Here is a 22151-nt window from a genome sequence, read left to right on the forward strand (position 1 = left end):
GATATGCTCTTTTTATGAAAAAAGGAGGAACACATGTCTTACGTATTAGGAATTGATCTTGGCACAAGCTCCTTAAAGGGACTCTTGGTTAATCAATCAGGAAAAGTTGTGGCTTCAGCGTCTGCTGATTATGGCTTAATCCATTTACAACCTGGTTATAGCGAACAATATCCCAGTGATTGGGTAGTCGCTTGTGATAAGGTATTTGAAGAATTGGTTGAAACGGTCTCTGATTTTACGACTGGGCTCGAAGGAATTAGCTTTTCTGGTCAAATGCACAGTTTAGTGCTTTTAGATGAAAATAGTGAGGTTTTACGTCCAGCGATTCTTTGGAATGATACACGTACAACGGCTCAATGTCGTACGATTGAAGAAAAACTAGGTGATAAACTTCTTGGAATTACTCGTAACCTTGCATTAGAAGGTTTTACCCTTCCTAAAATTCTTTGGGTTCAAGAAAATGAGCCAGAGGTATGGTCTAAGGTGCGTCAGCTCATGTTGCCAAAAGATTATTTAGGATTTTACTTAACTGGAAATTATCATACCGATTTATCTGATGCTGCAGGTACTCTTCTTCTAGATGTTGAGAAGGCAGAATGGTCAGAAGAAGTGGCTAATACCTTTGATATCCCGCTCAGCTATTTGCCAAAAGCAGTGGGAGCTTCAGAACAGGTAGGTACTGTGCGTGCTGAGTTGAAAGAACGTTTTGGCTTGCAAAAAGAGGTTAAAGTTTTTGCTGGTGGGGCAGATAATGCTTGTGCAGCAGTCGGTGCTGGAATTCTCTCAAGTGAAGTCGGTATGGCAAGTATTGGAACTTCTGGTGTTTTCCTTTCTTATGAAGGGAAAGAGACGCCTGATTATGAAGGAAAATTGCATTTCTTTAATCATGCTCTCAGTGATAGTTACTACTCTATGGGGGTAACTTTGGCGGCTGGTCATAGTCTTAACTGGTTCCGCGATACCTTTGCAAAAGGGCAGAGCTTCTCAGACTTACTGGCACCAATTAGCCAAATCCCAGCAGGTAGTGATGGCTTGTTGTTTACACCATATATTGTTGGGGAACGTACTCCTCATGTTGACAGCAGCATTCGTGGCAGCTTTATTGGAATTGATACCAGTCATACCTTAGCGCATTTTTCTCGCAGTGTTCTTGAAGGCATTACCTTCTCATTGAAAGATTCTCAACGTCTTATGTCTGAGGTAGCAGGAAAAACATTTACACGAATCGTTTCTGTTGGTGGAGGCGCTAAAAACAAAGATTGGCTTCAAATGCAGGCAGATATTTTCAATGCTGAAATTGTCGCCTTGACAGCTGAACAAGGTCCGGGACTCGGTGCAGCCATGCTTGCAGCTCTTGGATGTGGATGGTTTAAAGACATTGAAAGCTGTGCAGAAACCTTTGTCGAGTACACAGAAGCAGTCAAACCAATTCCGGAAAATGTCGCTGTTTATGCTGACGTTTATGAAGATTACAAACGCATTTATCCAAATGTCAAAAAGATAAAATAGAGTATTTAGAAGGAGGAAGTAATAGAGACAGTAAAAGAAAACATGAGGAAAAATAGACTATAAGTAGCTATAGTGTAGAAATTAAATATGGAGAAAGGAGGGAAGTAGTGAGTAGGGACAAGGCATAGTTATCAAAAAAATAAAAACACTTAAAATATTTTTATATTTATCAGATAGCAAAATGATTATTATTTAATGTAGTTTTCATTTAAAGAGTATGAATAAAGTACGATTAAGTATTATGAAAGGGACAAATTAAAATTATGAAAATAAATTTAACAAAACAACCGGGACCAGTAGTTTCTAAATATATTTATGGTCATTTTGCGGAACATTTAGGCCGCTGTATCTATGATGGACTTTATGTCGGTGAAGATTCTTCCATTCCAAATATTAATGGAATGCGCACAGATGTCGTTGAAGCGCTAAAACAAATTCAAATTCCCGTACTTAGATGGCCGGGAGGTTGTTTTGCAGATGAATATCATTGGAAAGATGGTATTGGTCCAAAGGAAAATCGTAAAAAAATGGTGAATACCCATTGGGGCGGTGTAACAGAGAATAACCATTTTGGAACACATGAATTTTTTGAATTGACTCGTCAATTGGGTTGTGATGCTTACATCAATGGTAATGTAGGTAGTGGAACTGTTCAAGAGATGCAAGAGTGGGTCGAATATATGACTATGGATGGCGAATCTCCAATGGCTAACTTAAGACGTGAGAATGGTAGTCAGGACTCGTGGCGTGTTCCATTTTTTGGTGTAGGAAATGAAAGTTGGGGTTGCGGTGGTAATATGCGACCAGAGTACTATGCTGATGAATACCGTCGCTATCAAACATATGTTCGTCAATATGGAAAAGATAAAATTTATAAAATTGCTTGTGGCCCAGCTGTAGATGATTATTATTGGACAGAAGTATTAATGAAAAACGCGGGGCGTTTTATGGACGGTCTTAGTTTGCACCATTATGCAATGACGGGTGCGTGGGAAGATAAAGGTCCAGCAACTGGTTTTGAGGAAAAAGAATGGTGGTCATTAATTAAACATGCTCAATATATGGATGAATTAATTACACGTCATTCCGCAATTATGGACCAATATGATCCAGAAAAACGAGTAGGATTAATTGTGGATGAATGGGGAACTTGGTTAGCGGTTGAACCAGGGACAAATCCTGGATTCTTATATCAGCAAAATACGATTCGTGATGCAATGGTTGCAGCTATGACTTTGAATATTTTCCATAAGCATGCAGAACGTGTTTATATGGCAAATATTGCACAAACAGTAAACGTTCTTCAATCAATGATTTTGACTGAAGGAGATAAGATGGTAAAAACTCCAAGTTACCATGTGTTTGATCTTTATAAAATTCACCAAGATGCAGAATTAGTTTCTTCTTATGGTGAAGAAGACGCCACAGTTTCTTATACAGTGACTCGAAAAGATGGGAAACTTGCGATTTCATTGTGTAACTTCTCTTTGACTGAACAAAAAGCAGTAACATTTGAGGGGACATTTGCTTCAGAAATTTTATCAAGTCAGATTCTTACTGCTGAAAAAATGGATGATTGTAATGATTTTGAACATCCTAATAAAGTTGCACCAAAAGAATTCACGTCTTACCACTTAAGTAATGAGGCATTATCTGTAGAAATAGCACCGATGTCTGTTGTTACAATTGTCGTAGCAGAAGGATAGATTAATTTAGGAGAATATCCGAAACAGTATTATTTCCTTTGAACATGATTTATCAGTCTTTTTAATATGTTTATGGCGAATTTAAAGGAGAACTATATGAATTTATTGAAAGAAACTTTTACACTAAATAATGGTATTGGTATTCATAAAATTGGTTTAGGAACGTGGCAATCTGCACCTGAGGATGCTTATAATGCTACTCGTTATGCTTTAAAAAATGGTTATTTACATATTGATACGGCATATGTTTATGGTAATCAAAGAGAAATAGGACAAGCTATTAAAGATAGTGGTATAGATCGTGCAAAACTGTTTATCACTTCAAAGATCCCTGCTGAATGGAAAACTTATGAGGAATCTATAAAAGCGATAGACGAAAGTCTAGAGCAACTAGGTGTAGATTATATAGATTTAATGCTTATTCATGCTCCTCGTCCATGGTCAGAGATGTTTGAATATCCGATTGTCAATCGTTACTATGAAGAAAACGCCGAAATGTGGCGAGCTCTAGAGGATGCTTACAAGATTGGTAAATTAAAATCCATTGGTGTGTCTAATTTTGATGTAGATGATTTAGAACATCTTTTAGAAAAAGCTACTGTTACTCCAGCTGTTAACCAAATTATTTACCATATTGGTAATACCAATCCGGAAGTTTTAGAGTTCTGCCAGAAGAATGGGATTCTTGTTGAAGGTTATTCCCCAATTGCGACAGGGCGTCTTTTAGGTAATGAAAAAATTGAAGCTATTGCTCAAAAATATAATAAATCAATTCCTCAGATTTGTATCCGTTATTTGCTTGAAAAAAATATCTTGCCATTACCTAAATCTATTCATGAAAATTATATCATTCAGAATGCAGATGTATACTTTTCGATTGACAAGGATGATATGGACTATTTAGATAGTCTTTAATCTATGGTATAGGAGGTGATTGTATTGCGAATCTGTTATGGTTGTGATATTAAGGAAGAAATGACTAATCTTGATATAGAGAGCTCTATCGCCTTTCAATTAGCAATGGAAATTGACCGTGTTAATGAGAAGGAGTGGTTGCGCAGACGGCAGATTTGTGAACAATGTCCGTGGCGAATAGGAGCGACTTGTGGAAAATGTGGATGTTTTTATCAATTTCGAACAGCTTTAAATAACAAAAAATGTCCAGATGGAAAATGGTGAGACGGTCAATATAGAATAATGATAGAAATTGTAGGGGAAATAAAATGAATCCATATTTACCACTATCAGAATATGTTCCAGATGGTGAACCTCATGTTTTTGGTGACAGAGTTTATGTCTATGGAAGCCATGACAAATTTAATGGGTTTGCTTATTGTTTAAATGATTATGTCTGTTACTCCGCTAGCATAGATGATCTTACTTCTTGGCGCTATGAGGGAGTTATCTACAAAAAAACAGACGATCCAGAGAATCTATCTGGTGAAATGTGTCTTTATGCCCCTGATGTTGTTCGAGGTGAAGATGGACGTTACTACCTTTACTATGCTTTAGATAAACTACCGATAATATCTGTCGCAGTATGTGATAGTCCAGCTGGTCAGTATGAATTTTTAGGATATGTAAAATACAAAGATGGTATTCGTCTAGGAGAGAAAGGAATAGAAGACCCTCAATTTGATCCAGCAGTATTTATAGAAAATGGAAAGGTTTACCTGTATACAGGATTCGGAGGATTTAATGATCCTGGTCGTAAAGGCATGATGGTTACAGTTTTAGATAGTGATATGTTAACTATCATAGAAAATCCTACTTTTATCATGCCTTCAGAAGCTTACGCAAAAGGGACCGAATTTGAGGCTCATCCATTTTTTGAAGCGCCATCTATACGTAAAGTTGGAGATGATTATTATTTACTCTATTCATCTGTTGTGATGCATGAACTTTGTTATGCTAAAAGTAAGAGTCCAACGCAGGACTTTCATTTTGGAGGAGTAGTTGTTAGTAATAATGATATCGGAATAAGTTCCTATAAACCTGCTAATAAGCCTATGTATTATGGTGGCAATAATCATGGTGGTATTGAGAAAATTAAAGATCAGTACTATGTGTTTTATCACCGTCATACCAATGGGAGTAATTTTAGTCGTCAAGGAATGATTGAACCAATAAAAATACTAGAAAGTGGAGAAATTCCACAAGTAGAAATGACATCTCAGGGGGCTAGGGTAAAACCTTTTGAAGCTACAGGAGAATTTTCCACAGCAATTGCGTGTAATCTTTTTTGTAATGTGGAAGAAATGTATTCAGCACCATTTGATCTTTGGATGAATAACGATTTCCCTAAAATTACACAAGATGGGAGTGATTTGTATCCAGAAGAATCTTATATTGCTAATATGAGAAATGGAGCAACTGCTGGTTATAAATATTTTAAGTTCAATCAAAATCATACGATTTCGGTAAAAACTAGAGGATATGCCATAGGAAGTATGGAAATTCGATTATCCGTGGATGGTCCAGTACTGGGTGAAATTCCTGTTGGCTATACTAATGTGTGGGTTGAAAAATCTGTTGATATAGATTTCCCTAATGGTGTTTTTCCGCTTTATTTATCGTACAAAGGTTCAGGCAGCGTTAGTGTTTTATCATTTAAATTTTAGTTTGCTTTTGGGGCAAAAAAAATTTAAAATAAATTAAAGAAAGCGCTTTACAAAGTTCTTAAAAAGTTGTATACTTTATTTAGTAAGTTTAGCGAACAAACAAACATTAGAGATAATTTCTTATATTGGTTTATAATTGGTAATAAGTTTAACAATTATCGTAACGATGGTTAAGGATTTTGGGAAAGGGGGTATTGCCTAGGATTTAGGAAATCCTTACTCTGTAGTTACAAATATCATATATTTATTTTTTGAAAGGAAAATAGACATGAAAAAAACTTTAAAATTTTTAGCAGTTATTTTAGGTGTTCTATTGGTGCTTATTGGCTGTGGTGGAAAAAAAGATGCTGGGGAACAAGCTGTTAATAAAGATGGCACAAAACAGTTCACTGCATTCAATGCTGTTCCAGGTACAGAAGTTCCGGATAACTCTCGATTAAATGATGTTTTTGCAAAAGAGTTTGGTTGGCGTGTCAAAGTATCTTGGTTAACTGGTCAAACTGCTAAAGAACGTATTGGTGTTATGGTTGCTGGAGGCGAGTATCCTGACCTTGTAGATGCTTCTGATGGGCGTCAAGCAATGATTGATGCGGGTGCTTATGTGCCGCTAGAGGACTACCTTGATGATTACCCTAACTTGAAAGCGACATTGTCTGATGCACAGTGGGAGAAAATTAAAGCTGATAACGATGGTCATATTTATACTATCCCACAATTTGCACAAAGAGATGGTATGGTTGACCTTTCTACTCAAGTAAACGGAGAAGCTTTTTGGATTCAAAAACGTGTATTGAAATGGGCAAATTATCCTGAAATCAAAACTGTTGATGAATATTTTAAACTGATTAACGATTACATGGCAGAACATCCAACAACTGATGATGGTCAAAGTCATATTGGTTTTGAAATCATTTCTGATGACTGGCGTTCCTATGCATTGACAAACCCACCAATGTTCTTAGCTGGTTATCCAAATGATGGTACTGCAATTGTTGATTTGGAAACACGTGAAGCAAAACTTTATGATTTGATTCCAGAAGCGAAAACATACTATAAAATTTTGTCTGAACAATATGCTAAAGGTGTCATTGACCCTGAAACATTTACAGCAAAATACGATCAATACATTGCTAAATTATCTTCAGGTCGCGTTATTGGTTTTGTTGACCAAGGTTGGAATATTGATGCGGCTGAAAATTCATTGATTTCACAAGGTAAGGACGATTTGACTTGGGCACCACTTGATTTGACAATTGATCCTAAAGTACAGCCACAATATCGTGAAGGTCCAGTGTTGAATACTCAAGGTGGTATTGGTATTACTGTAAGTTGTAAAGATGTTAAAGGTGCTCTTCAGATGCTTGACGATATGACTTCAGAAAAAGGAATGATTCTTCGTAACTGGGGTGAAGAAGGTACTGACTATCATGTAGATGAAAACGGTATGTTCTATCGTACTGATGAACAATGGAAAAACTGGAAAGATACAGATTATGTAAATAAAAATAGTGTTGCTTTTGGTTACATGCCTGGATATAAAGGCTACCTTCCAGATGGTAAAAATGCTGTTTGGGCAGGTGAACAACAAGCTGAGTTTGAAAAAACATTATCAGATATTGATAAAGAGTTGTTAAAAGCTTACAATGTGCCTAATTTTAATCAAATGTTACGTCTTCAAGATCCAGTAGCACCATGGTTCCCTATTTATACTGCTTCTAACAAATGGACAACGGCTGACCCAGCGGGTCTTGCTAACCAAAGTTTGGGAGACATCCGTATGAAATGGCTTCCTAAAATCATTATTGATGGTCCAGATGCTTTTGAAGAAAACTGGAAATCTTATGCTGCGGAGTTTGAAAAAGTAGATTACAAAGCAATTGAAAAAGCGTTGACTGAAGAAGTAGATCGTCGTTATAAGTTGGAACAAGAGATCCAAAAGAAAGTTGACTAATTCCAAATAAAGAAAGCCGAATGTACTTCAATTTGGAAAGCATTCGGCTTATATTTTATAGAAAAGAATGAATAGGAGGTAAAAAATGGCAAAAAAACAAAAAACTTCAGGGAATAAAACTTTTTTTCAACGTATGATGTTGCAAAAGGATTTGTGTTTATTGGCTCTGCCATTTGTTATCTATGTAATATTTTTTAACTATACTCCACTTGTGGGGTGGGTAATGGCCTTTCAAAGATTCCGTCCAGGTCGTGGTTTCTTTGACCAAGAGTGGATAGGATTTGATAATTTTAAATTACTTTTTTCGGATGATAACTTTTTGAGAGTTGTACGAAATACTCTTTGTATGAGTTTGTTAAATTTAACTCTCGGATTCATTTTTTCAATTGGTTTTGCCATTTTGCTTAATGAAGTAAGAAATAAATGGGTAAAAAAAGCAATGCAGACCATTTCTTATATGCCTCACTTCTTATCTTGGATTATTGTAACAGGAATTGTAATGGATGTGCTGAGTACTGAGAGTGGTATTCTCAATCAGTTGTTAATGACTTTTAATATCATTGATAAACCAATCAGTTTTCTTTCAGAACCTAAATATTTCTGGTGGATTGTTGGCTTCTCTAATGTTTGGAAAAGTACTGGATGGGGCAGTATTATTTACTTAGCAGCGATGTCAGCTATCAATGAAGAACTTTACGAATCGGCAGAAATTGATGGCGCAAATCGTTTAAGAAAAATTTGGCATATCACACTTCCAGGTATTAAACCAACGATATTCATCTTGTTATTGATTAATATTGGTAATATTTTAAGTGCAGGATTTGAGGTTCAATATCTTTTGGGTAATGGTTTAGTTCAAGAAGTTTCTCAAACGATTGACATTTTTGTACTGAAATATGGAATCAGTCTCAATAACTATTCATTTGCGACTGCTGCAGGTATCTTTAACAGTTTAGTAAGTGTGATCTTAATTACTGTTGCGAATCGCCTAGCTAAAGCTGCCGGTGAAGAAACATTGTTCTAGGAGGGGAGTATGAAAAAAGTAGCTATTTCAGATAGATTATTTGATATTTTCAAATGGGTATTTTTAATAAGTTTTGTTCTTGCAACGTTATATCCAATTTTGAATACTCTGGCGGTTGCTTTCAATGATGGTATGGATACTTTACGTGGAGGGATTTATTTATTACCACGGAAGTTTACTTTTGATAATTTTAAGGCTGTCTTTGCGAAAGAAACGCTAATGAATGCAGCTGTCATTTCAGTGGCTAGAACAGTTATTGCGGTTTTCCTTCAGACTTTTTTGACAGCTCTTTTAGCCTATGTTTTAAGTCGAAAAGAATTTGTTTTTAGAACTCCTATTACTATTTTATTCCTGCTTACAATGTATTTGAATGCAGGTATGATTCCAAGCTATATTTGGTTACAAAAAATTGGATTGACTAATACTTTTTGGGTATATGTTTTGCCGGGATTGGTAAGTGCCTTTAATCTGTTAGTCATCCGTACCTACATTCATGGTTTACCTGAAAGTTTAATAGAGAGTGCTAAGATTGATGGTGCAGGTCATATTAGAATCTTTTTAAGCATTATTTTACCTTTATGTAAGCCAGTTTTAGCTACTGTAGCTCTTTTTGTAGCCGTTGGTCACTGGAACTCATGGTTCGATGCAATGTTATTTAATGGATTTAATGAAAGATTAAGTACACTGCAATATGAACTGATGAAATTGTTAGCTTCTGTTATGACTCAAGGTGCTAATGCAAATGATATGAAAAATGCAGCATCAGCAGGTAGTATGGTAACACCAGCTTCAGTACGGGCTGCCACTACAATTGTAACTGCATTTCCAATTGTATGTTTGTATCCATTTTTACAACGTTATTTTGTAAGCGGTTTAACCATTGGTGGAGTTAAAGAATAGATATTAAGAGGGATGGTTATGTACAAGAAAAATTGTTCACTTGAGAGATTAGAAAAAATTAGTGCCTTAGTAGATTATTTAACAATGATAGGGCTTTGTCTACTCACGTCACTACCGTTTGTGACGTTTGGAGCCTCTTTTAGTGCATTGTATAAAACGTACTATAACTACTCTATGAACCAAAATAAGGCAGTTTTTAGAAATTATTTTAATGCACTGAAATCTTCATGGAAACAAAGTACTGTGATTTGGTTTTTATTTCTAATAGAAGTGATTTCATTTATATTGAATTATCAACAACTTTTACAACACTCTACCTTATTGTCTAATGGGCTCCAAGTCTTTTTAGGCTTAGTGCTTTTATTAGCAATACCTGTCGTGTTTTTGTCATTAGCTTATAATGCTCGCTTTTCAGACAATTTAGCAACAGTTGTCAAAAATTCACTTGTTATGCTTGCCATGAATCTTTCTAAAGCGTTTGGACTTTTGATAATTGTTCTGGTTCTAGGAACGCTGACATGGTTGTTCCAATTTGCTGCTATTGTCTTTATAGTGATTGGATTGCGATTGATTGTCAGTACTTGCGAAACAATTTTTAGTGCCGTTAAAGCAACAATATCATAAGTTTAAAATGTGTCTTAATGATTTTTAGTATTATTTTTGATACTTAAAGTAAGGAATTTATTATGGAATTTACAAATTTATTTAAAGAATATGGTTATCCTGAAGTGGAGATTGACCAACGTGTAAAACAACTTTGGACTACAATTTTTGAAGATGAAGAATCAAAAGTATATTATGAAACAGAAGATGGCATGGGTTATGTTGTTGATACTGGAAATATAGATGTTCGTACCGAAGGAATGTCATATGCAATGCTTATGGCTGTTGAATATGATCGGAAGGATATATTTGATAAGCTATGGCGTTGGGTCATGACTTACATGTATATGGACGAAGGCGAAAACGCTCATTATTTTGCTTGGTCTGTTGATCCTTCGGGAACAAAAAACTCATATGGGCCTGCCCCAGATGGTGAAGAATTTTTTGCGATGGATCTCTTCTTTGCTTCAAATCGTTGGGGTGATGGTGAAGGAATTTTTAACTATTCTGAGCGTGCGCGTGAACTGCTTCACTATTGTTTGCATAAAGGTAGTAAATATTCGGGTGACCCAATGTGGGATCCTAACAATTATTTAATCAAGTTTATACCAAACTGTGATTTTACGGATCCTTCTTATCATTTACCACATTTTTATGAACAATTTGCGCTTTATGCAAATGAAGAAGATCGTCCGTTTTGGAAAAAAGCTGCTCAAGCAAGTCGTGAGTTTTTAAAAATAGCTTTACATCCAGAAACGGGATTGAACCCTGAGTATAGCTTGTATGACGGCTCACCTCAATATGATAGTGAACACCCATATTTTTATAGTGATGCTTATCGTACTGCTCTTAACGTTGCTAATGATATGGTTTGGTATGGTGAAGATGCGGTACTTAAAGATCGTTTGGCAAAACTTCAAGAATTTTTCATTGATGCAAATTCAGAACGTTATCGTTATGTTCTTACTGTTGAAGGGGAACCTACAGAAACACAGGTTTGGCATCCTGTTGGTCTTATTGCAACTTTGGCTGCAGCCTCTCTAGCAAATAAAGAGACAGATAATGCTAAAGTATTTGTGGAGCGCTTGTGGAATATGGAAATGCGTACTGGTAAGTATCGTTATTATGATAATTTCTTATATGCATTTTCATTTATGGCCTTAAGTGGTCGTTATCGGAGTTTCTAATAGAGAAAGGGTCTATTGATATGGGAAGCTATCGTAATCCAATTATTGAAGGTTTTTCACCAGATCCGTCGGTTTGTGCGGTTGGTGATGATTACTATTTAGTTACTTCTACGTTTGCCTATTTTCCTGGTGTTGCAATATATCACAGTAAAGATCTGGTTAATTGGGAACATATAGGGAATGTATTGGATCGTGAGGAACAATTGCCTTTAAAAGGTGCTGAGCATTCACAAGGAATTTTTGCGCCGTGTATTAGGTATCATAATGGGGTGTTTTATATGATCACTACCAATGTGACACATGGAGGAAATTTCTATGTTACTGCAACTGATCCCAAAGGACCGTGGTCTGAACCTCATTACCTTGATAATGCTCCCGGAATTGATCCAAGTCTATTCTTTGACGATGATGGTCGCTGCTATTATGTTGGAACACGTCCAAACCCTAAAGGAGTTACCTACAATGGGGATTGGGAAGTTTGGCTGCAAGAGTTAGATCTTTCAACCCATCAATTAATTGGTGTGAGCACTTTCTTATGGAAAGGCGCTCTTCGAGATGTTATTTGGCCAGAAGGTCCGCATATCTATAAGAAAGATGGTTATTACTATTTAATGATTGCAGAAGGAGGGACTAGTTTTAACCATTGTGTAACGATTGCCAGGTCTGAACAAGTTGGAGGTCCTTATATTGGTAATAAAAACAATCCGATTTTAACCCATCGTCACCTTGGGAAAAACTATCCAGTATGCAATGTAGGACATGGTGATTTAGTGGAGACACCAGATGGGCGTTGGTATATGACTTGTCTTGCTAGTAGGATTTTTGATGGCTATAGTAATCTAGGTCGAGAAACTTTCCTAGCGGAAGTGATATGGGAAGATGGCTGGCCAGTAGTCAATGTTGGAGAGGGAAGACTTTTAGTAGAATCAGAACATTATTTGAAATTAGTTGATGTTGAGGAGAAAACACATTTTTGCATGTCTAGTTATTCTCCAGAGTTTATGTATTTGCGAAATCCTGATACAAATAACTATCAATGGGGAGTAGATGGTAGAAAGTTACGTTTAATTCCAAGTACAATGACATTACGAGACTTAGCGAGCCCAACATATGTTGGCACTCGTCAAAAATCTATGTATTATCGATTTTCAGCACAGATAGAATCATATCTTGGTATAGGTTCGCGAGCCAGTATTGTGATTTTACAAAATAATGATTATTTTGTTGAGTTAACATTGGAACCAAATGGGAAAGGATATCGATCAAGGCTATTGATTACCTTAGCTGGTGAAGAAAGCTGTCTTGGTGAAGTAGACTTACCTTCAAATGTTAATGATTTAATATTTGAAGGTAATGGACAAGCTTTAAAAGCAATTGTTCGTAGTTGTGGTAAAGAAATTATAGTCGCAGAAAATATTGATGTACATTATTTAAGCACAGAAGTAGCTGGTGGATTTGTGGGATGTACTATAGGGATATTTACCACAAGCCCGTCTTCAGATGACTGTGGGTATATAGATGTCATTGAAGTTATACATGAACGGTTACCATCAATTTAATCGTAGAGGTAAAAATGAAAAAAATTGCATTAACATTTGATGATGGACCAAATTTAGAAGTAAGGGAAATCTTTGATATTTTACAACGTTATAATGCTAAAGCTACATTTTTTCTTTGGGGCGAAAAAATATCAGGATACGAGAATGTCTTAACAGACTTGATAGCTTCAGGTCACTGGTTAGCAAACCATACTTGGACCCATCCTAGCTTACTTGAGGTAGATGACACGAAAGTAGTGGAAGAAATTGTAAAAACAGATCAGGCAATTTTTAATATTACAGGTGTTGAAACAACTCTTTTTAGACCACCTTATGGACACATTGATAAACGTGTTGAAGAGCTTATTCAAAAGAAAATCGTACTATGGTCAGTAGATTCGAGAGATTGGTCTGGTATTTTAGCAGATGAGATTGTCGATAATGTAATTAAAGAAAGTAAAAATCAGGCAATCCTTCTCATGCACTGCTTTCCGGAGACTGTCAAAGCCTTACCTCGAATTTTAGAATTCTTACAAAGAGAAAATTATACTTTTGTATCTGTAGATGATGTTTTGAAATGAACACAGGAATATCGTTGTGATTGATAAATTGAGCATAATTAACTAGGGATGATTTGATGATGCTTGATAGTCAATCATCAATGTGAAATCGAATAGTCTTCAAAATATAGCATCATAATTTTGAAAATGGAGTGAAAAATGGTTAAAGATATGACAAAAGGGAATCCAATGAGATTAATCCTACTGTTTGCTATACCATTGTTTATTGGGAATATTTTTCAACAAGTATATAGCATGGCTGATACTTTTATTGTCGGCCGTACGGTTGGTATGAGTGCTTTAGCTGCTGTTGGAGCAACAGGAAGTATCACATTTTTAATTTTAGGATTTGCTCACGGATTAGCGTCAGGTCTAGCGATTCCTTTAGCACAAAAATACGGTGCTAAGGACTTTCAGTCTGTTTCTAAAAGTTTCGGTACTTCTATAATCATATCAATAGTTGTGGGAGTCATATTGACAATATTAAGTTTATTTTTTTGCCGTACCATTCTGGAAATGATGAATACTCCAAATGAAATTATAAACGAATCTGAAAGTTATTTACGAATCCTTTTTGGTGGAATGTTAGCTTCGATGTTGTACAATCTTATGTCAAACAGTCTACGTTCAATAGGTGATTCACGAACACCATTATATTTTTTAATTGCTGCATGTATTATTAATATTATTCTGGATTATATTTTTATCGTTTATGGAAATATGGGTGTTTCTGGCGCTGGAGTTGCCACTATTATAGCTCAAGTCTTCTCTTTTGTAAGTTGTATTATTTTTATTTGGTTAAAAGTACCAATTTTACATTTACACCAAGATTCATTTAAGATTGATAATGACTTTTTTTGGCTGCATGTTCGCATTGCCTTTCCGATGGCATTTCAAATGTCCATTATTGCGATTGGAGCTATCACTTTACAGGTAGCTCTAAATGGGTTGGGAGCGCCTTCTGTAGCTGCTTATACCGCATCTGGTCGTATTGACCAATTGGCAATTATGCCGATGATGTCTTTTGGAGTTGCAATGGCAACCTATGTTGCACAGAATTATGGTGCACGATTCTATGATCGTATTTGGATGGGTGTTAGAGAATGTCTAAAAGTGTCAATTACTTTTAGTGTAGTGATAGGATTGACTTTAGCGCTTTTTGGGGAACATTTTCTAAGATTGTTTGTAGGACAAAATCAAGAGGAAATTGTGCAGCTAGGGAAATGGTTTTTTGTGACAAATTCATCTATTTATTTCTTTTTAGCGATGCTCTTAATTTATCGCTATACGATACAAGGTGTTGGAAATTCGGTGACTCCAACAATAGCTGGTATTATAGAACTATTCATGAGAATGTTTGCTGCAGTAATATTAGCAAAACATTTTGGATTTGTAGGTGCCACAATTGCTAATCCTCTTGCATGGATTGGAGCCTTGATACCGATTGCTTATAGTTACTATAGATTTAAAAGACAATATACCTGTCATATAAAAAAGGAGACGTGAGATGAGCAAATTATTCAGATGGGGCTTTATTGGCTGTGGTGGTATTGCCGAAAGTGTCGCAAACGAGCTTGAACAGTCTGATAAACATCAAATCGTAGCACTTTGGAATAGAACCTTGTCAAGAGCTGAGCGTTTTTCAGAACGTTTTGGGGGCAAGGTATATGAGCATGTTACGGATCTTCTTGATGATCCTAATGTTGATGGGGTTTACATTGCAGTTACAGCTGATCGTCACGCTGAATTTATGAAGCTCTGTATTGCCCATAAAAAACCAGTGCTTTGCGAAAAGCCATTTACGGTAAATGTGAAAGAAGCTCAAGAAGTGATAGAATATGCTCGTCAAGAAGGAGTCTATGTTTCTGAAGCAATGTGGACTTGGCACAATGATGTGGCCAAACAAGTCAAGAATTGGATAAAGGAAGATCGTTTTGGACAAGTTCAAGATGTAGAGGTTTCTTATTCTCTTCCTATGATTTGGAATTATGGGAACCCGCGCTTAACTTCAATTGAATTAATTGGTGGAGCGGTTATGGATATTGGAGTTTATTCTCTTCGCTATTGTTATGAGTTATTTGGGTATCCTCAAAACATCACCTGTACAGGAGAGCTGAAAGACGGTGTTGATTTAAATGAGGAAATCATTCTTGATTATGGCGATTTCAAAGCTAGATTGTATGTTGGTATTAATGGTTCACGTGGAGAACATTTTCTACTTTTTGGAGAAAATGGAACACTTCATATCAAAGACTTTCACATGGCAAAAAGTGCCAGTGTCTTTGGAAATGAAAAGGAAATTTATCAAGCAGAACATCAGTTATTATTCCTAAGACAAGCTGATATCGTTGCTGATGAGATTTTATCTGGTCAGCTTGAGAGTGAAATTAGTCTTGAAAGTACACTAGATGTTATGAATATGTTAGATGATTGTCGCCGACAATTGGGTGTGGTCTATCTTTCTGAAACGGAATAGGAGACAAAATGAAATATTACGTTAATCAACAAGCGCCACGTAGTGGGCAAGGAACGAAGGAGTATCCCTTCAAATCAATTCAAGAGGCTGCTAATTTGGCTAAACCAGGTGACGAAGTCTTAGTCTATCCTGGGGTTTACCGTGAAAATGTTAATCCGGTTAATGGAGGTACAGCAGATGCACGGATTACCTATACGTCTGTTGAAAAAGAAGCAGCTATTATCACAGGAGCAGAATCCGTAAAAACTTGGGAACAGTATGATGGTAATGTGTGGGTAGCACGTATTTCTAACGGCCTTTTTGGTGATTTTAATCCTTATATCAAACATGTCTATGGTGACTGGTTTGTACAAACAATTTTAGCGCACTTAGGGGACGTTTTCTTAAATGATAAATCACTTTATGAAGTTGAAACTCTTGACGATGTTTTATCCCCAGTGATTAAGTTAGAATCATGGGATTCAGATTTTTCAATTTACACTTGGTATACGGAACAAGATGAAACTGCTGATGAGACTATTATCTATGCTAACTTCCAAGGACTGAATCCAAATGAAGAAAATGTGGAAATCAGTGTCCGTAAGAATTGTTTCTATCCAGTAGAAGAAGGTCGTGGTTATATTACTGTGTCAGGTTTTACCATCTGTAAGGCCGCTGTTCAATGGGCTCCACCGACTGCTCTTCAAGAAGGGATGATTGGTCCACACTGGTCTAAGGGTTGGATTATTGAAGATTGTGATATCTACGAAGCAAAATGTAGCGGAATCTCACTTGGTAAATATTATCAACCTGAAAATGATAATAAGTGGAGTAAGTGGAAATATAAAGATGGTACTCAGACAGAACGTGAAGTTATCTTACAAGCTCAACGTGAAGGATGGTCGAAAGAACGCATAGGTTCACATATTATCCGTCGTAATAACATCCATGACTGTGGACAAACAGGTATTGTAGGTCATCTAGGCTGTGCCTTCTCAATCATTGAAGACAATCATATTCACCATATTAATAACAAACAAAATCTTGCTGGTGCCGAAATTGGTGGGATTAAATTGCATGCGGCTATTGACACACAAATTCGTCGAAATCATATCCATCATTGTAGTCGAGGTCTTTGGTTAGACTGGCAAGCTCAAGGAACTCGTGTTAGTCAGAACCTTTTTTATGATAATACTATTCCAAAAGAATTTAAAGGAGACAGAGTAGCGTTATCGGTGTCGGTTGTTGTAGGTGAAGATGTTTTTCTGGAAGTTTCTCATGGACCAACACTTTTAGATAATAATCTGTTCCTATCTGAAAGGTCAATAAAAATGGCTACTCAAGGTGTTGCGTTAGTACATAATATTGTTGCAGGTGGTTTTGTAGCTGTTGGGGTTGGTACTAATAATGGTGCGAAAGGTATTAGTAGTCCGCGCTACACACCATATCATGTGCCCCACCAAACAGAAGTAGCTGGCTTCATGACTTTCCTGCATGGTGACGATCGTTTCTACAACAACATTTTCATTCAACAAGACCTTCGTCCTGAAATGGTTGAAATTATGAAAAAATCTAAGGCTGAAAAAAATGATTGGGACGATAATAATGTTGAGACTGGAACCTTCCCGTTTGATTCTTACCCAACCTTTGAAGAGTGGGATAAGGAATTTGAAGGCTATTGTGGAATGGGCTCTGCGCCAAGTGATCGTTATTACAATCCGCTTCCTGTATGGACAGGTGGTAACATCTTTATGAATGGCGCGAAACCATCAACTAAAGAAGTTAACTATGCAGAAAACACCACAGATAAAGTGTCTATTTCCGTTGTTGAAAAAGCAGATGGCTGGTACTTAGAAACCAATCTTTATGATGTTTTACCTGAACTTAAGACAGGAGTTATCAGCACAGAAACACTAGGTATGGCTTTTGAACCAGAACAAAAATTTGAAAATCCAGATGGTTCACCAATTGTCTTCGATACAGATTATTTTGATAATCGCCATAGTCTATTGCCGTTAGCTGGACCATTTGTAGATAAATTCAGTGGTCTACAAAAACTTATTTCTAAGATTAACTAATAGATAACATAGATATTCAACTATTTAAGCTTCTGTATGATTTATTATTGGTTGATAAAATGATCAAACGTTATAGATTCGCTCTAACCAATATTGTCAACATACTTAAAACTAGAGGTAGTAATATATGTTAATCAAAAAATTTAATTTAGATAATAAACGAGATAATGTGGATTTAACATCTTATATTTTAGAAGATTCACCAGAGCTCTTGAATGGGAAAAAAAGACCAGCAATCATTATTTGTCCTGGTGGGGCTTACATTAATTGTTCTGATCGAGAAGGAGAGATTGTCGCCCTTAGATTTGCAGCTATGGGCTACCACGTATTTGTATTAAGGTATCATGTTCTTTTAGATGATAAAGAAGACTATAATAGTATTTTTTCGGATTCTATTAATTTTAAGGATGATACTATTTTTCCTACTCCTATGTTGGATATCGCTAATGCCTTCTCTATTATTCATGAGCATGCTGACGATTGGCTAGTTGATACAGATAAATTAATTTTATGTGGATTCTCTGCAGGCGGAAATAATGTTACGAATTATGGTGTTTATTGGAATAAGCCAATCATAACTAATAGTTTTGATATAGAAAGAACACGTCCTGCTGCTATTATAGTTGGTTATCCCTTGACAGATTATTGTGTACATCAAGAATTTGTGAAAAGTCAGGGTAAATCAGGAACAAGATTTTTTGAAATCTCAAATCGTACATTTTTGGGAAATGAAAATCCGACTGAGGAGCAATTGCTGAGTGTTAGCAGTGCTAAATTAATTGATGACTCTACGCCTCCAATGTTTATTTGGACAACTACTAGTGATCAATTGGTTAATGTAAATCAATCTACAATTTTAGCGACGGCTTTAGCAAATAAGGGTATTCCGTTTGAATTACATGTATTTGAAGATGGTCCGCATGGTTTATCTCTTGCTACACAGGCGACAGCTCCAAGTATAGTCGAAGTAGATGATACCGTACGTATTTGGATCGATTTAGCTGAAAAATGGTTATCTAAGCGATTTATGCTACCACTGGAAAAGCAGAGTCCTTGGAATTAGTTTGGATGTGTTGATTTATTTAAACTGTAGGAGTGAGACAGAAAAGGTGTTTTCACATTCTTACTGTATAGACTAGCTTATTAGGATACTGAAATAATGGATCAGAAAATCATGGAAATTGTAAGAGAATTAAATTATGAATTCTTACAAAATGATATTTTAAATAAGATTGAAAATTTTTCAAAATTAAATAAATTTGCTGAAACAGGGCAAGTTGTCTTCTTAGGTGATTCAATTACAGAAGGATTTCCTATTGAAGAGATGCTTAAGAGTTCAAAAATTTTGTATAAACGTGGAATTAGTGGAATCAGATCTGATACAGTTTTAGAGCATTTTGATGAAATTATGGGCGGTTTTAAAGCAGGTGAGGTGTTTATATTATTAGGTACTAACGATTTGGCTCATAATCGTAGTACTGATAGTATTGTTGAGACACTTACTAATATTTGCGATAGACTTAAATTAGAGAATCCCGCAACAGAAATTCATATTATTAGTATCTATCCTGTTATTGAAGGATATACTGATATGGTTGATATTAGACAAAATAAAGATATTATTACTATTAATTCTCAACTAGAGGTATTGGCTGAGACGGATAGTAAAGTACATTATTATGATATTTATCCTCTGCTTTTAGATGGCAAAGGACAGCTGGAAAAAAATTATACAAAAGATGGTTTGCATTTAACTATAGAAGGTTATCAGAAAGTGTGTGAAGTATTGCAAGAGGCATTGGTGTAAGTGTAGTATATTTTTTAGATGTAGTTGGAAACCGAATTCTATTCAGAAAGACTAGAAGTAGCTAAAAGATATCATCAATAATGCTATTTTAATAATAACTCTAATATAGAGGAGACAAAATGAAATATTACGTTAATCAACAAGCGCCACGTAGTGGGCAAGGAACGAAGGAGTATCCCTTCAAATCTATTCAAGAAGCAGCTAATTTAGCTAAACCAGGTGACGAAGTCTTAGTCTATCCTGGGGTTTACCGTGAAAATGTTAATCCGGTTAATGGAGGTACAGCAGATGCACGGATTACCTATACATCTGTTGAAAAAGAAGCAGCTATTATCACAGGAGCAGAATCCGTAAAAACTTGGGAACAGTATGATGGTAATGTGTGGGTAGCACGTATTTCTAACGGCCTTTTTGGTGATTTTAATCCTTATATCGAACGTGTCTATGGTGACTGGTTTGTACAGACGATGGTCGCTCATCTAGGAGATGTCTTCCTTAATGATAAGTCACTTTATGAAGTGTTGAGTTTGGAAAAAGTTCTTAATCCTGAAGTTTACGAAGAATCATGGGATCCAGAATTTACAGTATATGCTTGGTATACGGAGCAAGATGAAACTGCTGATGAGACTATTATCTATGCAAATTTCCAAGGCTTGAATCCAAATGAAGAAAATGTGGAAATCAGTGTTCGTAAGAATTGCTTCTATCCAGTAGAAGAAGGTCGCGGTTATATTACCGTGTCAGGATTCACCATCTGTAAGGCTGCTGTTCAATGGGCTCCGCCAACAGCTCTTCAAGAAGGAATGATTGGTCCGCACTGGTCTAAAGGCTGGATTATTGAAGACTGTGATATCTACGAAGCAAAATGTAGCGGGATCTCACTTGGTAAATATTACCAACCTGAAAATGATAATAAGTGGAGCAAGTGGAAATATAAAGACGGTACTCAGACAGAACGTGATGCTATCTTACAAGCTCAACGTGAAGGCTGGACTAAAGAACGCATTGGTTCACATATTATCCGTCGTAATAATATTCACGACTGTGGACAAACAGGTATTGTAGGCCATTTGGGATGTGTCTTCTCTATTATTGAGGATAATCATATTCACCACATTAATAACAAGAAAAATCTTGATGGAGCTGAAATTGGTGGGATTAAATTGCATGCGGCTATTGACACACAAATTCGTCGAAACCATATCCATCACTGTACGCGTGGTCTTTGGCTAGACTGGCAAGTACAAGGGACTCGCGTTAGTCAGAATCTTTTCCACGATAATAGTATTCCTCGTGTTGTTGATGCGGAAGCTTTGAAATCATCAGCAGCCATTTCTATGGGTGAAGATGTCTTTATCGAAGTGTCTCACGGTCCATCATTGCTAGATAATAATATTTTCCTTACAGATCGTGCGGTTAAAATTGCAGGGCAAGGTGTTGCTATGGTACATAATATTGTGGCAGGTGGTCTCCTTGCGGTTGGTAAAGGAACTAACAATGGAGCTAAAACTTTGATGAGTCCTCGTTACACACCATATCATGTGCCTCATCAAACTGAAGTGGCTGGTTTCATGACCTTCCTGCATGGTGATGATCGTTTCTATAATAACATTTTCATCCAACAAGATCTTCGTCCTGAAATGGTTGAAATCATGGATTATCTTAAAGAAATTAATGATGATTGGGATGATAATAATCTTGAAGCAGGAACCTTCCCGTTCAGTTCATATCCAACATTTGAAGAGTGGGATAAGGAATTTGAAGGTTACTGTGGCATGGGATCTGCACCAAGTGATCGTTATTATAATCCGCTTCCAGTATGGACAGGTGGTAACATCTTTATGAATGGTGCGAAACCATCAGCTAAAGAAGTTAACTATGCGGAAAATACCACAGATAAAGTGTCTATTTCCGTTGTTGAAAAAGCAGATGGCTGGTACTTAGAAACCAATATCTATGATGTTTTACCTGAACTTAAAACAGGGGTCATCAGTACCGAAACACTAGGTATGGCTTTTGAACCAGAACAAAAATTTGAAAATCCAGACGGTTCTCCAATCGTTTTTGACACAGACTACTTCGACAATCGACATGGTTTAGTGCCTTTAGCAGGACCATTTGTCAATAAAGTAGCGTCATTGGAAAAATTAGCTAATAAGTAAAATTCCCTTAAACTAGGGAGGGTTGGCTGAAGCTTCAGCCAATTTCTTTA

General features: G+C 36.3%; 18 protein-coding genes. All 18 read left to right on the plus strand.

Features of this window, described 5'->3' with window-relative positions; genetic code table 11:
* The first annotated feature begins 33 nt into the window (after positions 1-33).
* The 18 genes from xylB (at position 34) to G575_RS0104260 (ending at position 22101) form a co-directional block, all read left to right on the plus strand.
* Positions 34-1509, plus strand: coding sequence for a xylulokinase (xylB, locus tag G575_RS0104175; RefSeq protein WP_027971596.1), 1476 nt, complete (start codon positions 34-36; stop codon positions 1507-1509).
* A 263-nt stretch (positions 1510-1772) separates the two neighbouring features.
* Positions 1773-3215 carry an alpha-N-arabinofuranosidase gene (locus tag G575_RS0104180; RefSeq protein ID WP_027971597.1) on the plus strand — a complete coding sequence of 481 codons (1443 nt, stop codon included), beginning with the start codon at positions 1773-1775 and terminating at the stop codon, positions 3213-3215.
* 96 nt (positions 3216-3311) lie between these two features.
* Positions 3312-4130, plus strand: coding sequence for an aldo/keto reductase (locus G575_RS0104185; protein WP_027971598.1), 819 nt, complete (start codon positions 3312-3314; stop codon positions 4128-4130).
* 15 nt (positions 4131-4145) lie between these two features.
* Positions 4146-4394, plus strand: a complete 249-nt coding sequence (locus G575_RS12435) for a DUF6171 family protein (RefSeq protein ID WP_281168248.1) — start codon at positions 4146-4148, stop codon at positions 4392-4394.
* Between the two features lie 44 nt (positions 4395-4438).
* Positions 4439-5836, plus strand: a complete 1398-nt coding sequence (locus G575_RS0104195; protein ID WP_027971600.1) for a family 43 glycosylhydrolase — start codon at positions 4439-4441, stop codon at positions 5834-5836.
* 268 nt (positions 5837-6104) lie between these two features.
* Entirely contained in the window at positions 6105-7787 is a 1683-nt protein-coding gene (locus G575_RS0104200; RefSeq protein WP_027971601.1) for a type 2 periplasmic-binding domain-containing protein, read from the plus strand.
* Between the two features lie 85 nt (positions 7788-7872).
* Positions 7873-8811, plus strand: coding sequence for an ABC transporter permease (locus tag G575_RS0104205; protein ID WP_027971602.1), 939 nt, complete (start codon positions 7873-7875; stop codon positions 8809-8811).
* Positions 8812-8820: 9 nt separating this feature from the next.
* A complete protein-coding gene (locus tag G575_RS0104210; RefSeq protein WP_027971603.1) occupies positions 8821-9711 on the plus strand; it encodes a carbohydrate ABC transporter permease in 891 nt (296 codons plus the stop codon).
* 18 nt (positions 9712-9729) lie between these two features.
* A complete protein-coding gene (locus tag G575_RS0104215) occupies positions 9730-10335 on the plus strand; it encodes a DUF624 domain-containing protein (RefSeq protein ID WP_027971604.1) in 606 nt (201 codons plus the stop codon).
* A gap of 62 nt (positions 10336-10397) precedes the next feature.
* Positions 10398-11501, plus strand: a complete 1104-nt coding sequence (locus tag G575_RS0104220; RefSeq protein WP_027971605.1) for a family 8 glycosyl hydrolase — start codon at positions 10398-10400, stop codon at positions 11499-11501.
* Between the two features lie 20 nt (positions 11502-11521).
* Positions 11522-13060, plus strand: coding sequence for a glycoside hydrolase family 43 protein (locus G575_RS11130; protein WP_037622665.1), 1539 nt, complete (start codon positions 11522-11524; stop codon positions 13058-13060).
* A 14-nt stretch (positions 13061-13074) separates the two neighbouring features.
* Entirely contained in the window at positions 13075-13620 is a 546-nt protein-coding gene (locus G575_RS0104230; protein WP_037622668.1) for a polysaccharide deacetylase family protein, read from the plus strand.
* 138 nt (positions 13621-13758) lie between these two features.
* Complete coding sequence (locus tag G575_RS0104235; RefSeq protein ID WP_027971607.1) at positions 13759-15105, plus strand: MATE family efflux transporter; 1347 nt, start codon at positions 13759-13761, stop codon at positions 15103-15105.
* A gap of 1 nt (position 15106) precedes the next feature.
* Entirely contained in the window at positions 15107-16075 is a 969-nt protein-coding gene (locus G575_RS0104240) for a Gfo/Idh/MocA family protein (RefSeq protein ID WP_027971608.1), read from the plus strand.
* An 8-nt stretch (positions 16076-16083) separates the two neighbouring features.
* Entirely contained in the window at positions 16084-18132 is a 2049-nt protein-coding gene (locus G575_RS0104245; RefSeq protein WP_027971609.1) for a right-handed parallel beta-helix repeat-containing protein, read from the plus strand.
* A 127-nt stretch (positions 18133-18259) separates the two neighbouring features.
* A complete protein-coding gene (locus G575_RS0104250) occupies positions 18260-19195 on the plus strand; it encodes an alpha/beta hydrolase (protein WP_027971610.1) in 936 nt (311 codons plus the stop codon).
* Between the two features lie 96 nt (positions 19196-19291).
* A complete protein-coding gene (locus tag G575_RS0104255; RefSeq protein WP_051176914.1) occupies positions 19292-19939 on the plus strand; it encodes a GDSL-type esterase/lipase family protein in 648 nt (215 codons plus the stop codon).
* A gap of 119 nt (positions 19940-20058) precedes the next feature.
* Complete coding sequence (locus G575_RS0104260; protein WP_027971612.1) at positions 20059-22101, plus strand: right-handed parallel beta-helix repeat-containing protein; 2043 nt, start codon at positions 20059-20061, stop codon at positions 22099-22101.
* Positions 22102-22151: the final 50 nt, after the last annotated feature.

This window comes from Streptococcus plurextorum DSM 22810 (assembly GCF_000423745.1).
In the GTDB taxonomy this organism is placed as follows: Bacteria; Bacillota; Bacilli; order Lactobacillales; family Streptococcaceae; genus Streptococcus; species Streptococcus plurextorum.